The following is a 16,122-nucleotide window of genomic DNA, read 5'->3' on the forward strand; positions in this document are numbered from 1 at the left end:
TGAATACTTATGATTCGTGGTTTTGAAACGCAAACGTGTCAGCGCGGTAAAAATGCAAGCCAACGCAGTCGGCGTAAACTTTAGAGAGAGTCGGGATAAGATGTAACTGTACTAACGATGGGATCTACTGAGAGTGCATAAAACGCTTGGCATGCAATGACCCTGCTCAGCAAACTTAGGCTAGTGCTAGTGGTGGTCGTTGTAGAAAACGGGCAGCTGCCAATGCCAGCGCATGGCGCCAAGCCTAAACAGTACGGTTGTGACAAGGGCCGCAATACCACACCACTGTGTGGCGAGTTCCATTTGCATGCCTATTCCATAAACCACGCCCCCTGCAATACAGGTCATTGCATACAGTTCGCCGTTGAGTACCAGCGGTACCTCTCGGCAAATAACGTCCCGTAACAGACCGCCAAACACGCCGGTAATGGTGCCCATGGCAACCGCCACGGCCATGCCTGTGTCGTTGGCTAAGGCTTTCTCTATGCCAACTACGTTAAAAAGCGCGAGCCCGAAAGCATCGGCGATCAATAAATAGTGAAAAGGAAAGCGTGGGCTAATACGCAGCCAGATAATGGGTATAAAGGCGGCTATCAGTGTGGTGTATAAATAATCGGTATCGGCAATCCAGAAGACCGGGACATCTAACATGACATCACGTAGTGTTCCGCCGCCAATGGCGGTTGCGCTGGCAAGCACGACCACGCCAAATCCATCCATACGCTTTTGATAGGCCATCAGGGTGCCGGAAATTGCGCACACTGCAACCCCCGCTAAGTTTAACCAATGAAACCAATCAAACATCTTCTTGTACCCTTTTACTACCCTTAAAAACTCGCCATTCCTACCGCAAAATACTTGATCAGGCCTTATGTTTCATGCTATTTCTTTGCCCAATATCGAAACGTACTGTTGAGATTACGGTTCGTGATATTGAGTGATGAGGTAAAGCCATAACCTCTAACGAACAACATTTCATAATTACAATGCCAATGGACATAGGTATTGTATGTCAAATATATCATATAAAACAAAGCGCTACTGATGTGTTAGCAGTTAGGCTTTGTTGCTCCTCGCTTTGAACGACCTTAGATGATGTGTTACATCATCAGTATGACATGCAATTTTGAGTAAAACAGCGCGTATTGGAAGTTGAGCCAAAGCATTACTGGTTTACCACTGTTTTTTAGTTTCACAAAAAGGTCTAGCGCCTAAACCTAGAACCTTAAATTAACGGGAAGGATTTATGCCCAAGTTACGTTCAGCAACTACCACCCAAGGTAGAAATATGGCGGGAGCTCGCGCGTTATGGCGAGCAACTGGAATGAAAGACTCTGATTTCGGCAAGCCTATTATTGCTATTGCGAACTCATTTACGCAGTTCGTACCTGGGCATGTTCACCTAAAAGATCTCGGCCAATTAGTGGCACGCAGCGTTGAAGAAGCGGGTGGTGTGGCGAAAGAATTCAACACTATCGCAGTGGATGACGGTATCGCCATGGGGCACAGCGGTATGCTGTATAGCTTACCATCTCGAGAAATTATTGCTGATGCAGTGGAATACATGGTGAACGCACATTGCGCCGATGCCATCGTTTGTATTTCTAACTGCGACAAGATTACCCCGGGAATGCTAATGGCGTCTATGCGCTTGAACGTACCGGTCATTTTTGTGTCTGGGGGCCCAATGGAAGCGGGTAAAACCAAGCTTTCAGACCAGCTTATTAAACTAGACTTGGTTGACGCCATGGTAGCGGCTGCTGACGACAAAGTTAGCGATGCTGATACCGACGAAATTGAGCGCTCAGCCTGCCCTACCTGCGGCTCATGTTCAGGGATGTTCACCGCGAACTCCATGAACTGTCTAACCGAAGCGTTAGGTTTATCCTTGCCGGGCAACGGCTCTATGCTGGCTACCCACGCCGACCGTGAAGGTTTATTTAAACAAGCGGGCAAACAAATTGTTGAGCTGTGCAAGCGTTACTACGGCGACGATGATGACAGTGTATTACCACGTAATATCGCTAACTTTAAGGCTTTTGAGAATGCCATGAGCTTGGATATTGCCATGGGTGGGTCGACCAATACCATTTTGCATCTGTTAGCAGCGGCAATGGAAGGCGAAGTGCCGTTTACTATGGCAGACATCGACAGATTGTCTCGCAAAGTGCCTCACCTATGCAAAGTGGCACCTTCAACACCCAAATACCACATGGAAGACGTACACCGAGCGGGTGGCGTTTTGGGTATTTTGAACGAGCTAAATAAGGCTGGCTTGCTGAACACCGATGTTAATCATGTTTTAGGAAAACCGCTTACCGACGTTATCAGCGAGTGGGACATCACTAACCCTGAAAACGAAGACGCTATTACCTTTTATCGCGCGGGTCCTGCGGGTATTCGCACGACAAAAGCATTTAGCCAAGATTGTCGCTGGGACGAAGCCGATGACGACCGCGAAAACGGCTGCATTCGCTCTATCGACCATGCGTTCAGTCAAGAAGGTGGCCTAGCCGTGCTTTACGGTAATGTGGCTGAAGATGGCTGTATTGTAAAAACGGCTGGCGTAGATGAGTCTATTCTTAAATTCAACGGAACTGCGAGAATCTACGAAAGCCAAGATGATGCGGTAGCAGGTATCTTGGGCGATGAAGTAAAAGCCGGTGATGTGGTCTTCATTCGCTACGAAGGTCCCCGCGGCGGCCCGGGTATGCAAGAAATGCTGTACCCAACGTCTTACTTGAAATCTAAAGGGTTAGGCAAGCACTGCGCTTTGGTAACAGACGGACGCTTTAGTGGCGGTACCAGTGGGTTGTCTATAGGTCACTGCTCACCTGAAGCCGCCAGTGGTGGTGGCATTGGCCTAGTGGAAGATGGCGATAAAATTGAAATAGATATACCCAATAGAAGTATCAATATTGCTATTAGCGATGAAGAACTAGCAGAACGCCGCGCGAAAATGGAAGCCAGTGATAAGCCTTGGAAGCCGAAAGATCGCGTTCGTGAAGTCTCCACATCACTTAAAACCTTTGCGGCGTTAGCAACCAGTGCCGATAAAGGTGCAGTGCGTGATGTGACTAAGCTGGAAAATCTATAATGGCAGCCGAACACGTTAGCGATCATGAATATTTGAAGAAGATCTTACTTGCCCCTGTTTACGATGTAGCAGTGGCAAGTGAACTTTCCTATATGTCTTTGCTTTCAGCCGAGCTTGGCAATGAAATTTTTCTGAAACGCGAAGATCAGCAGCCGGTAAAAAGCTTTAAGCTGCGCGGTGCCTATAACCGTATTTGCTCACTAAGCGACGAGCAATTGCAAGCTGGCGTAATTGGCGCCTCGGCGGGTAATCATGCGCAAGGCTTAGCGTACAGTGCAAAAATGAAAGGTATTCAGGCGACTATTGTCATGCCTGAAACCACGCCTGATATCAAGGTAGACGCAGTACGACGCTTCGGCGGTGAAAACGTGAATGTGGTATTGCATGGCACCAGCTTTGATCAAGCAAGTAGCCATGCAAAAGCATTATGTGAGACCCACGGTTATACCTTTGTTCCGCCCTTTGACGACCCCGATGTCATTGCAGGGCAAGGTACAGTCGCGCGAGAGTTGCTAGAGCAAAACCCACACCTCGATATCTTATTTATTGCTGTGGGCGGCGGTGGTTTAGCCGCTGGTATTGCGGTTTACTTAAAGCAACTAAAACCAAGCATAAAAATCGTTGCGGTAGAGTCGGAAGAATCGGCCTGTTTCATTAAAGCAAAGGCGCAAGGCGCGCCTACCGAGCTTGAAAGCGTCGGCATTTTTGCTGATGGCGTTGCTGTTAAAGTGATGGGGCAGGAAACTTTCCGTCTGTGTAATCGTTTAATTGATGAAACCATTACGGTTACTAATGATGAAATATGCGGAGCAATTAAGGATATCTTTGATGATACCCGTGTTATTGCAGAGCCTGCGGGCGCATTGTCGGTGGCGGCAATTCGCAAGTACGCTAAGCAACACGACCTCAAAGGTAAGAAGTTAGGCGGCATTCTGTGTGGCGCAAACATCAACTTTCATACCCTTCGCTATGTGTCTGAACGCTGTGAATTAGGTGAGCAGAAAGAAGCGGTCTTTGCGGTTAAAATTCCTGAAAACAAAGGTGCGTTTAAACAGTTTTGCGAGTGCGTTGGGGCAAAAGCAATCACCGAATTTAACTATCGCTATGCCAGTGAGAGCGAAGCACATATTTTCGTGGGCGTTAAGCTTAAAGGCGGGCAGCAAGAGTTTGCTGCACTGCAAAGCGACCTTGAAAGCAAAGGGTATGACTGCGTTAACTTAACCGATAATGAGTTAGCGAAGCTCCATGTTCGTCACATGGTTGGTGGCCGTCCGCCAACTATTCTCAACGAGCAAGTCTTCAGCTTTGAATTTCCTGAGCGTCCGGGTGCGCTACTGAACTTCTTAAATACGTTAGGTGAACAGTGGAATATTACCCTATTTCACTATCGCAACCATGGCGCAGCAGAAGGTTTGGTATTGGCAGGCTTTGATATCGCACCAGAAAGTAGAGATGACTTTAACCAGCATGTTGCTGAGTTAGGCTATAAGGTTGAAGAAGTAACAGACAACCCCGCCTATCGTTTTTTCCTGTCGCAACCAGCGAAGGTCTAAATAGCGAAACAGGCGAAACGAGCCTATCTCCCGTTTTCGCTTTGTATTGCTTCGCGTTAAGCGCAGGTTTACCGGGGAGCGATACGAAGCGGCACTATCTAGCGTCTATCTATCAATGAAGTATGGGGATTTTCAATGCCAGCCAAGATAGATTGACGCGCAATAAAAAGCCCATGCAGTAGCATGGGCTTTCTCTTTTTACCTAAGCTCCGTAGTGCTGGCAAATTCAGCCAGCTAGCGTCGCCTTAATTCGAAGCGTTTAGTGTAACGTTCTCCAAATGCTGCATCATTTCTGGCCAAATCAGGGCCATAACGTCAGCACGTAAGGCTTCACACTCTTCTGAGTACTTCAAGCTGCCATCTTTTTCAGAGTCCAGCCAGTGGTTTTCTTTCAATGCACTGATAAAGCTAGACAACACATTCTTATCGTAAAACTCTGGTGAGCTTAGCCCGTAGAGAGCAGATAAGCGTTCAGCCACTTGCTTACTTTCGCGCTCAAGCGCACTTCGGCTAATCACTTTTTCTTTATCAAGAATGGTCAATACCACCGCGTAACGCTGAAGCGTTTCCTGCATACATCGGCTTAACAGCCATGCTGAGTGGAATTGTTTGCAGTGTGCATCTGGCGGCAACAGTTCATCGCCCTCCTGACGCAACAATCCTTTGTTTAGTAGCGCTGTTATAAGCGCATCAGTATGCGCAAGCGCCTCATCTTGGGTAAGGTGTAAGAATAGCTCTTTTTGCAGCAACGGATAAAGCGCCGCAATAAGCTGAAAAATACTGTTCTTCGTGGTGCCTTTCTTCGCGAAGATAGACGCCATAATAAGACCTGGGATCGCGAATAAATGCAAAATGTTGTTGCGATAATAAGTAAGGTATACCGCTGATTTTGGTTGAGGACTGATCAAACGCCCATAATCGTCTTCTTTTACGTCAAAGCGGCCTAATTTCAGCGTATCGCGTAGTAGCTCTTCCGCTGATGAATCTGGAATGGTGGCATCATCGCTGAACGGTACCGCTTTAAACAAGTCCATGAAATCGCCCATTGCTTGTTTTAACTCAGCTTCACTCATGGTCTGTCGTTTAGAAGACAGTAAGCATAACGACGCTAACGCCATACCATTTAATGCCGCTGCGCGGTTAATTCGCGTCATGACATTATTGGCCAGTTCGTTAACCGCAGGTGTCAGCCACGCTGGTTTTTTCTCTGGCTCGGCATCGCGACAATCTCGCCAGTTAGGCACATGATTTTCAAGAAACTGGTTAAGCGCAATGGGTTCGCCAAAATTCACGTATCCGTGACCATAATTCTTGAGTTTACGAATAGCCGAGAACACCTGAAGGTTAGATTCTTTTTTCTTCTTAGAGCCTTTGAGTTCGTTCAAATAGCTTTTCACTTCCATCACGTTCTCATAGCCAATATAGACAGGCACGATACTAACTGGACGGTTAACGCCTTTGAGCATGGCTTGAATGGTCATGGCTAGCATGCCCGTTTTCGGTGGGATCAAACGGCCGGTTCGGCTGCGGCCACCTTCGGGATAGTATTTTACCGAATAGCCTTTGTTAAACAGCAGCTCTAGATATTCTCTGAATACAGCTGTGTAGAGCTTGTTGCCTGCAAAACTGCGGCGTAAGAAAAAAGCACCGCCACGACGGAACATTTTTCCAACCGGCCAAAAGTTCAGATTGATACCTGCAGCGATATGTGGCGTAACCATACCCTCGTGATAAATCACGTAAGTCAATAATAGGTAATCCATGTGACTACGGTGGCACGGTACGTAGATGATTTCATGACCATTAGCCGCCAATTCACGAATGCGATCGGCATGACCTACACTAATACCGTTATAAATTTTGTTCCAGATACGGGTAAGTAGCCTGTCGCCAAAACGAATTAGCCCTTCGCGGTAGTCTGCCGCGATTTCTGTGATGTAGGTTTGGGCAGTCTCTTTCGCTTTTTCATGAGACACCTTCTTGCTTCGTGATTCCTCAGCAATAGCGCGACGCACTGCATCAGAGCCCAACACACTATTATTGAGTTCTTGGCGCTCTAACAGCGTTGGGCCAGTCATGCTTTGACGCTTTCTTTGAAAGTGAGTGCTTGCTACGCGCACAAGCTTATGTGCAATACTTTGGTCACTACCATGTTGATTGGACATCGCGCGTGCAGAAACGGCTTTAGAATAGTTAATAAAGTTGTCGCGGCCCAAAAACAGCACAATGAACAACTTACGAAGCCAACTTGGCGCCGCTTTATCAGCAATGAGATCGCTTAAGCCTGGCTTTCCACGACCCGGGGCACGGCCCCACGTCACATAGACAGGAACAACTTGTAAATCTAGGTTTTCATGGTCTCTATGCAAATGAAAGAGGTCAGTAAAAACGTCTTCAATTCCCGTATCTTTAGCCGACGAGCGGAAAAGGGGCTGGGTTTTACGTAAAAATAAGGTCGACGAATACTCTCGCCCCGCTAATGTAAGGGTTTCTGTAGGACTAGGTAAACCTAGCGCTTTAGTCGACATTCTCAGTGCAAGTTGGTCAGTCACTGAGTTGGTGGGGAGTAGATAAACGATAGGTTTACTTTTATCTATTCCTAATTCGGTTTCAACGTTAACTGGAATGCTGTGGGCTTTAACCAGTAACTTAACAGGATAATGAAATACCGACAGAAGGGCTTTTCGCATCCACGACATGAATTATGTAATCCTATGAAATAAAAACGGGTGAAGTGTAACACAAACGCGTCACAATCTCGCGACAAGCCAATTTCATCGCTTCTCATGCTGTAATGACTATCCATAACATGGGAAGTTCAAAAGCGCCCTTCTCCTTTTCTTGTGAGTCACAGCCATTTCTATAATGGGTTCGAATACAGAGAACGTAACATTAGCTGTATTTAATTGCGGTACAGCCAGACTGTTACTACTTTTATAAGGGCAAATGAATATGAGCAAGCAGTAGTGGATGATCAAAGCCGGTTAAAGACAATTGATGACTTCATGCTCAATAGCGAAGTGCCGTTAGATCTTGATGATTTAATGATGGTGCTCGCAGAGGCATACAAGGTGCCGATCGCACTCATTGGCGTCGTCGGAGAGTTTGAAGAAACCTTTAAAGCACACTACGGAACCACTCTTTCTAAAGTCACTCGTGAACATGCGTTTTGTAGTCACGTCGTTGAAGAGCGCGAGCAGGTGGTTGTTAGCAACGCGCAAGAAGATCCACGGTTTATGCATAATCCTCTCGTCACCGGAGAACCTCACATTTGTTTCTACGCAGGAACGCCGATCGAGATAAATGATCAGGTAATCGGTGCCGTATGTTTAATTGATACCGTGCCAAGAGAAATAGACGCAAAACACTTAGAAGTTTTAGAGAGAATAGGTGCTTTGGTTAGTCAGCATATTTCGCTTTCAAGAGAACACGAAGCGCTTAAACGCGAGCATGGGCTTATTGAGAAGTCTCCTATTGTGTTGGCAACGTGGCGCTATGATACGTCGTTGAGGCTGGTGTATATCTCGAAAAATAGTGAGCGTGTATTGGGAGTTTCACCCCAAGATTTGCTCACTGGAACGGTGGCATTGAGTGAGGTGCTGTCTGAGGAGGCGGAGGGGGATTTTACCTTTGCTATGCAGGCCCACATGGAAGGTGTGGAAACGCACACCTGCCGTCTTCAGATAAAGACGCCAACGCGTACTATTCGGGTGAGCATGATATCAACGGCAAATTTTCGCGAAGACGGCATGTTGTACTCGGTTCAAGCATTTTTGTTTGACACTAGTGACCAAAAGTATGTGGAAGATAAGCTCAACAAAACCAATCAGCGGATGCGTTTATTACTCGAGGCTTCAGAGTTAGGAACATGGGACTGGAACTTGGCCGCCGATGTTAATCAAGTCAACAAGCGCTGGTGCGACATTGTTGGTCTTGAGTATGAATACTATGACAGTGGCTCCCGCTTTTTTAGACAGCTCATTCATCCCGCGGATTACGTCAAAGTTGAAAAGCAGCTCAACATGCATCTAATTGGTAAGAGCAAAGTCTTTAACACCACATTTCGCATGAAACACACTGATGGCTCTTGGGTTTGGGTTGAAAGTTATGGGAAAACCGTTGAGACAGATGCCCAAGGTAAGCCGGTTCGTATAGCAGGTATTCATAGAGATATAACGCAGCGAATGGAAAGCGAACTGCATGAGAGAAAGAAAACCCAGCTCCTTCAATTTATCAATAAAACCCGGGCATCATATCTCCAAAACAATGACTTGACGATGGCGTGTCAGTCCGTACTGGCTGAACTCATAGATATCTCAGATAGCCAGTTTGCCTTTGTCGGCCAAATGAAAGGAGACGGTAGCTCATCTAGACTTTTCATTCATGCGATTTCTGAAATTGTTTGGGATAACAGTAGCTTTTCTCAATATGCAGAATACAAAAAACGAAACCTCTACTTTAGTAACTTCGATAACCTTTTTGGAACCTCAATTTTAACGGGAGAAGTTACCATTAGTAATGCGCCAAACAGTCACCCTAATTCCAAAGGTGTTCCGCACGGTCATCCGCGCATTAGCCGATTTTTAGGCCTACCAATAAAAGTGAAAGATAAAGTAGTGGGAATGGTCGGTTTAGCGAATAAGTTTGATACCTACACTGACGAAGATGCTGAGTTTCTACAGCCCTTTTTAGATGCTTTGGCTGGCTTGTTCTACGCAGTAGAGCTTGAGGAAGCCCGAGCCGTTGCTGAAGAGAAGCTTAGGCATTTGGCGATGACTGATTCTTTAACGGGCCTTTATAACCGACGCGCGTTCCTTGACGAGTGCATCTCATTTTCAAAACAACATTGTCGAGGATGTGTTGCTATTGTCGATATTGATCACTTCAAAAAAGTAAACGATACCTACGGTCACGATGCTGGAGATCAGGCGCTTATTGCTGTTGCGAGAAAAATAGCTAAACATAATCAAGCGCCAAATGTCGTGGCTCGATTAGGAGGAGAAGAGTTTGCAATAGTCATGATAGGTGACAAGAAAGAAGAGATCCATAGGCAGCTAGAAGCACTGCGCATTGCTGTTGAAGAAGGAAGGGTGACCTACAAGACAGACACGATGAATTTATCGATCAGCATTGGCGCAACATTTGTTAAAGACACCTATGAGGCGGATTTCAGCGCCCTCTTATCGCTTGCTGACAAGGCGCTGTACAGAGCCAAGGAGCAGGGCAGAAACCAAGTCGTATGGGATGAATAATAATAGTACGTGGCTTCGCCTACATTAAATATAAGCGTATACGCTCAAGGCGCTGTTGCTAGATTGATAAAGTTAAGTTATAAAAAACGAATATTTTATTAAACTTAATAATTAGGCTTGTTTTGAGCTTTTAACTAAAAAGCCGACATGCCTTTTAAATCAGGGACGATGTATGAAAACTTCGCGCTTGGGTTTTTCTGGCCTTTTTTCTCTTTTAGCTCTAACTGCGTGTGGTGGTGGAGGTGGCTCTGATTCTTCTCCACCTACAAACCCACCACCTCCACCTGAGCCGACAGCACTAGAAATTTTATCAAATCCTTTAGATTACTCAGAGTCACGACTAAACTCAGCGGCAACCACCTATGCTGATGCGAACTACAGTGGAGAAACGAAAGTCTCTACTGTGGATATCAGCGCAGTACAAGAGGTTTACATCACGCTCTTTGGTGACAATACAAGTGGCTCACCCTATGTAGATCAATATGATATCTACACCTTCCTAGATGAGAACGGCAACGTTGAAGGTACGACCGAGTGCTATGAATCAGGATCAGTAACATACTCAGGTAAGCTTGATGAAGACACGGGTAAAGGAACGATTACTGTAGACTATGATCAGTGCATTCAATATTACGACTCCACTCGGTATGACGGACAATTTTCGCTAGTTATTACTGACGCAGGTGAAAACAGCTCCGAAGTAACGTCTTATTTCACTACTTTGTCTATGCTAGACGGTGGCGTGCGCACAACATTAAAAGGCTACTTAAGTGTTGATTTTCGCTACCGCCCACAAACAGGTACGTTTTATGAAGAGACGAGGCAGTATCTTACTGTCACGCACAATGGTGAAACTTACAAGGTCAGTGGCACATCAGCAGAAGGGGTGACAAACAACACCTTCGTGTCTGAACTTAATGGTTCAATCTACATTGCGTCTAAAGGCAAATTGGACTTTGCATATTCTTCTGATCAGGGCGACCTTCCCTATTCGTCATCTGGCTCGCTGGTCGTAAAAGGAGATAAAACGGCTGGAATTGACGTTATTGATGGCGCAGTTCGCTATGGCGAAGATAACAACGGCGATGATATTTACGATGTAGGTGTATACTTTAATAATCTAACAGCGTTTGCCAGCGGAAATCATACTGGCCTTGCGCTTTCAGATATCGATGCGATATCCGTACCTCCTGTAGTGAATCAGCCTTATTACTATGCCTATGAGACTGTCTATACCACAGATGAAGTCACCGTTGAGCCTGGCTACTATCATGATTCAGATACTCCCGACTCAGAGCTGGTGATTTCGTTTCGCTGGTATGTAAATGGTGTAGTCCTTGACGATGTTAATGGTACCACGCTCCCACCTTACAGCGCAGTCTTCGGTGATGAAGTTAAAGTTACCATGGTGGTGTCAGACGGTATTAACGTTGTTGAATCCCAGCCTACTTTCGTTGAGATCGGCAATTCTCCTATGACGCTCACTGCATCGAATATGCCTGAAGTAGTAACTGCGGGCGGATACGTAGAGTTTACCGTATCGATGAGTGACCCAGACAGAGTTGACGATGACGTCGCGGGAGAGCTTATTTCAGCGCCTCCCGGTGCTTCGTTAAATGCGGAAGGTCTGATGACCTGGAATGTACCTGCGAATCAACTTTTCAACGCTCAAACTTATATGTTTAGTTTCGCTAGCTTAGACGGAACTGAATCCCAACAAACGCTCGAAATCACTTCTTATGCGGACAAGGCCCCGGCTTATGCTCGTACTACTGTGATGGCACCAATTTATAATCACGGCTTTGCTATTGCTTCGACCAATGGTGTAAGTGAACTTATCACGGTAAATGCTCGCAACGTGGGCGCATTTTCGCTAGAAGGCAATACGCTTAAAAATACCTATGTGTATCCGTATAAACTGCCAACTAAAGGCGAAATTAGAAGCGTGCATACCCAAGATGTTGATGGTGACAATAATGATGAAATCTACCTTCTTACTCAACAGGGATTGTCTGTAATAAAAGACCGCGAAAGTAACGCAGAAGCGGTGTTTATTATTGAAGATAGTATTATTTCTGGCTTATTTTACGACATCAATGGTGACGGGGTTGATGAAGTTGCTTATTTATATGGGAGCGAATATTACAATGCGACTTCTATTGCCATTGTAGATGTTCGCACAGGTGAGCAGTTGCAACAGTACGATATTGACGGCGTCAATAACCTTGCTTTTGGTAACGTAGATGATGACGCATCGATAGAAATGGTAACGAACAATGGTTATGTATTTGATATCGAAAGCGGTGCCAACCAATGGCTATACGGTAGCGGGTTCAGCGACGCATTTGTTGTGCTGGGTGATATGAATAACGATGGTGTAGATGAAATCATCGGTGCCGATAGTTGGAATGATATCTCAATCTACTCAGCAGTATCGAAAAGCAGTTTGGCAACGGCGGAACATGGTGACATTTGTGATATCGCCTATAGTAAAGAAAGCCCAGCTACAGAAGGAATAGTGGTTGTCTCCGAGTGTCAGTGGGGACAAGTTAGAGGTTTTGCATTAGAAGCGGGACAAATCTCTGAGCAGTGGGCTCTTAACCACAACACTTACAGTGGCATGTCACTTCTCATTGACGATTTAGACAATGACAATGTGGACGACATTATTTGGACTGGTGAGAATCAAATTTTAGTAGCGCAACAAGATGCCAACGGTGAATATGCCTTATCAGATATAAAAGGTGCGCCGCGCGCGAGTAGATATCATGCCGCGGGTTGGGCACCTTATGGCGATAATGATGAAAGAGCCGTCTTTGTTAGCGATACAAGTAGTTACGAATCATCTATTCAGATTTTATCGGTAGATAAAGAGGATAACTTTGCGATAAGTGCTGAGGTTGGCGAAGATGTCTATAACTATAGCAAACCGGTCGTTACAGACTACAACAATGACGGTGTGGGTGAGTTACTAATAGGGGCACTGGATTATAGTTCGTCGTTTAATGTCGTGAGACTTACAGATAACGCTATTCAGTGGACACTGAACAATAATCAGAATAGTGAAATTTCGTTTATTGAAGCCATTGACGTAAATAACGATAGTTACGCCGATGCAGTTATTATTGAGAACAATCGACTTAAAGCGTTTGATATCGAGAATCAGGTGCTTATCGACTCAATCATTAACGATTTTTCAATTAATGCGCTTGCTGCCTCTGAAAAAGACGGTGTGCATTATTTTGCTGTTGGGGGCTATAGTTCGCTCAAGCTCTATAAAATGCAGGATGGTGAATTTGTTGGATTGAATGAATTGGAAACCAATTGTGACCAATTGCTCACGGTAAATTTTGATAGTGATAGCGAACTTGAATTTGCGTGTTTAAATAGAAACTACAACACCATCAATGTTTATGACGTGGCGAGCGATGCATTAGAACTCAAAGACGCTATAGCACCGTCATTCTACCCTCAGTATATAGCGGCTGTTCCAACGACGTCGTCTAATCAGTCGATTCTCGCTATCTACCAGCCTAACGAGAATGACTATTCGTACAATTATTATGACAGCATCGCATATCGCGTGGTTGAGGTTGATAATAAAGGCAATGTGGTGTGGCAAAGCCCTGGACTTGGGCTCGATAATGTTGAAGGCATGCGCACACGTCAAAATAGTGATGGGGAGCTGGAGTTACAAATTAGTAACCCGAACATGGCTCTTCTCGTAAAATAAGAGGAAAGCACTTGTCGTAGGCTATTGCAGATCGCAAAAGACGCGGCAAGTGCTTGTTATTTAGTTTTAGGTGTATATACTTACAGGAACTGTATGAACAGACAGGTCTTTTATGCGCCCACTCACAGCTCGACAAACCGAAGTTTTAGAACTTATTAAAACAACCATGTTAGAAACGGGAATGCCGCCTACTCGTGCGGAAATAGCCCGTCAGCTTGGCTTTCGTTCTGCTAATGCAGCAGAGGAACATTTGAAAGCATTGGCGCGTAAAGGCGTGATTGAAATTTTGCCTGGTACGTCTCGTGGCATTAAGCTCAATATCCCTCTTGATAACGACGCACAAGAAGAAGAAGGCCTACCGTTAATTGGGCGTGTTGCAGCCGGTGAGCCGATCTTGGCGCAAGAGCATGTTGAATCGCACTACAAAGTCGATCCTGCACTGTTTCAACCCCATGCCGACTTTTTGCTACGCGTTAACGGTATGAGCATGAAAGACATTGGTATTTTAGACGGTGATCTTCTCGCTGTTCATCGCACCACTGATGTTCACAACGGTCAGGTGGTTGTGGCGCGTGTAGATGAAGACGTCACCGTAAAGCGTCTAGAGAAACGCGGGCGTGAAGTATTGCTTCATGCTGAGAATGATGAGTTTGCACCAATAAAAGTTGATTTAGCGACTGAACATTTTGCGATAGAAGGCATTGCGGTGGGTGTGATCAGAAACGCTGACTGGATGTAGTATTTTAGCTTGTTTGTATAAAAGCGGCGCGTTAGCCGCTTTTTTTATGTCTTTTGTTCCTGTTTTTTTCTTCAATCTGCCAACTTAGGTTTTATCCTGCCCAGCAAACCTGTTGGTTTTCTGCGCGCTTATTTTTATCATTACTCACGTTATTCTTTCTATGAATGCTTCAAGTATTTTCCATTTTTTATTGTGAATTTTGTTTGAAATCGACATTGAGTCATCGATTACTTATTGATTTCTTAACTAGTTAGTCGAGCATTTACTTTAACCCCGTGTTCAAAATGCCTGTTTGATTCCAAGGGCATCCCACAGCAATCGCTTTCTCTTTTTTGCACTTGAAATCCCCGCGACCATTTTAGTAAATGATTAAAAATTAACCACTTCGTTAAATTTTTAATAGAAAAGACTAGACGGCGCGACATTATTGCGCAATTCTTATACAGAGATTAACAAAATAATAACAATGACTCTAAATTTGTTTTACAAGTTGAGGTTATGGGTCAATCGTTCGCAAACCATTTGGTAGGGCATCGCGCAAATTAATCAGCGTCTTTGACCACGCCATTACGGAGGTGCTGAGTGAAACAACTAACGACCGTTTTCGCAAAATGGTGTTCTAGTATACCAATTTTGCTTTTTTCCCCTTTGCTTTTTGCGCAAGAAGCAAGCGAAGAAGCCTCTTCGCTTAATTTGAGACGCGGTGCTACCGACATCAGTGGGCAGGTATACGACCTCCATATGTTGATGTTCTTCATTTGTGTAGGTATCGCGGTTGTAGTTTTTGGCGTGATGTTCGCCTCAATGTATCTACATAGAAAGTCCCGTGGCGCCAAGCCAGCTAATTTTCACGAAAACGTGAAGGTGGAAATTGCTTGGACCGTTATTCCTTTCCTTATTCTTATTTTCATGGCGGTACCCGCAGCGAATACCCTAATTGCTATGGAAGACACGTCTGAGCCTGACATGACGGTGTTAGTAACAGGCTCTCAATGGAAATGGCATTACAAGTACATGGATAGCGATGTAGAGTTTTATTCTTTACTCGCCACTCAGCGCGAGCAAATAGAAAACAAATTTCAGAAAACAGATAACTACCTGCTGGAAGTTGACCGTCCCTTGGTTATTCCTACTGGGAAAAAAGTACGCTTTCTTATTACCTCTGACGACGTTATCCACTCTTGGTGGGTTCCTGACTTTGCCGTGAAAAAAGATGCCAACCCCGGCTTTATTAACGAGTCTTGGGCCAAGGTGAATGAGCCGGGTATTTATCGCGGACAGTGCGCAGAGCTTTGTGGTAAAGACCATGGCTATATGCCGGTTGTGGTAATTGCTAAAGAACCCGCCGAGTTTGAAAAGTGGATGGGCGAACAAGAAGAGATTGTTCGTAAAGCAAAAGAAGAAGAGCAGCGTCTACTTTCTATGAATATGTCTATGGATGAACTGATGAAAGAGGGCGAGCGAGTATACAACGCAACGTGCGCTGCTTGCCATATGCCAAATGGTGAAGGTTTACCTGGCGTGTTCCCGGCATTAAAAGGCAGCAAGATGGCACTAGAAGATCAGCAAGGTCACATTGACATCGTGCTGCATGGAAAGTCAGGAACAGCCATGCAAGCGTTTGGAAAAATGCTAAGTCTTAAGGAAATTGCCGCCGTAGTCACTTACGAGCGAAATGCCTGGGGCAATAAAACTGGCGATATGGTTCAAGCCAAAGATGTCAACGCAGTGGCAAACGGAAACTAGGA

8 protein-coding genes are annotated in these 16,122 nt (G+C 45.2%); 6 read left to right on the forward strand and 2 right to left on the reverse strand.

Features of this window, described 5'->3' with window-relative positions:
• Nucleotides 1–186 precede the first annotated feature (186 nt).
• Nucleotides 187–804 (reverse strand): trimeric intracellular cation channel family protein, encoded by a 618-nt coding sequence (locus tag WA381_RS03445; RefSeq protein ID WP_014951393.1) that lies wholly within the window; start codon nt 802–804, stop codon nt 187–189.
• Nucleotides 805–1,246: 442 nt separating this feature from the next.
• Here WA381_RS03445 and ilvD point away from each other — a divergent pair, with 442 nt between their 5' ends.
• On the forward strand, nt 1,247–3,097 hold the full coding sequence (ilvD, locus tag WA381_RS03450) for a dihydroxy-acid dehydratase (protein ID WP_014977810.1): 1,851 nt from the start codon (nt 1,247–1,249) through the stop codon (nt 3,095–3,097).
• The gene (gene ilvA, locus WA381_RS03455; protein WP_014977809.1) at nt 3,097–4,650 is read left to right on the forward strand and encodes a threonine ammonia-lyase, biosynthetic; all 1,554 of its coding nucleotides are present in this window, start codon (nt 3,097–3,099) and stop codon (nt 4,648–4,650) included. Before ilvD ends, ilvA begins: the two co-directional genes overlap by 1 nt.
• Nucleotides 4,651–4,895: 245 nt before the next feature.
• Here ilvA and plsB read toward each other — a convergent pair whose 3' ends face one another.
• On the reverse strand, nt 4,896–7,349 hold the full coding sequence (gene plsB / locus WA381_RS03460) for a glycerol-3-phosphate 1-O-acyltransferase PlsB (RefSeq protein WP_014951390.1): 2,454 nt from the start codon (nt 7,347–7,349) through the stop codon (nt 4,896–4,898).
• A gap of 267 nt (nt 7,350–7,616) precedes the next feature.
• Here plsB and WA381_RS03465 point away from each other — a divergent pair, with 267 nt between their 5' ends.
• The 4 genes from WA381_RS03465 (at nt 7,617) to coxB (ending at nt 16,120) form a co-directional block, all read left to right on the forward strand.
• Nucleotides 7,617–9,902 carry a sensor domain-containing diguanylate cyclase gene (locus tag WA381_RS03465; protein WP_156087282.1) on the forward strand — a complete coding sequence of 762 codons (2,286 nt, stop codon included), beginning with the start codon at nt 7,617–7,619 and terminating at the stop codon, nt 9,900–9,902.
• A 172-nt stretch (nt 9,903–10,074) separates the two neighbouring features.
• Nucleotides 10,075–13,635, forward strand: coding sequence for a COG1470 family protein (locus WA381_RS03470; protein WP_156087281.1), 3,561 nt, complete (start codon nt 10,075–10,077; stop codon nt 13,633–13,635).
• Between the two features lie 112 nt (nt 13,636–13,747).
• Nucleotides 13,748–14,374 carry a transcriptional repressor LexA gene (gene lexA, locus WA381_RS03475; protein WP_014951387.1) on the forward strand — a complete coding sequence of 209 codons (627 nt, stop codon included), beginning with the start codon at nt 13,748–13,750 and terminating at the stop codon, nt 14,372–14,374.
• A 582-nt stretch (nt 14,375–14,956) separates the two neighbouring features.
• Complete coding sequence (gene coxB, locus WA381_RS03480; RefSeq protein ID WP_014951386.1) at nt 14,957–16,120, forward strand: cytochrome c oxidase subunit II; 1,164 nt, start codon at nt 14,957–14,959, stop codon at nt 16,118–16,120.
• The last annotated feature ends 2 nt before the right edge of the window (nt 16,121–16,122 follow it).

The organism is Alteromonas sp. CH_MED4-4, from assembly GCF_037029575.1.
Taxonomy (GTDB): domain Bacteria; phylum Pseudomonadota; class Gammaproteobacteria; order Enterobacterales; family Alteromonadaceae; genus Alteromonas; species Alteromonas macleodii.

Coding starts and splice junctions, on each gene's coding strand:
- WA381_RS03445 (WP_014951393.1), bottom strand. CDS start 804: ATGTTTGATTGGTTTCATTGGTTAAACTTAGCGGGGGTTGCAGTGTGC.
- ilvD (WP_014977810.1), top strand. CDS start 1,247: ATGCCCAAGTTACGTTCAGCAACTACCACCCAAGGTAGAAATATGGCG.
- ilvA (WP_014977809.1), top strand. CDS start 3,097: ATGGCAGCCGAACACGTTAGCGATCATGAATATTTGAAGAAGATCTTA.
- plsB (WP_014951390.1), bottom strand. CDS start 7,349: ATGTCGTGGATGCGAAAAGCCCTTCTGTCGGTATTTCATTATCCTGTT.
- WA381_RS03470 (WP_156087281.1), top strand. CDS start 10,075: ATGAAAACTTCGCGCTTGGGTTTTTCTGGCCTTTTTTCTCTTTTAGCT.
- lexA (WP_014951387.1), top strand. CDS start 13,748: ATGCGCCCACTCACAGCTCGACAAACCGAAGTTTTAGAACTTATTAAA.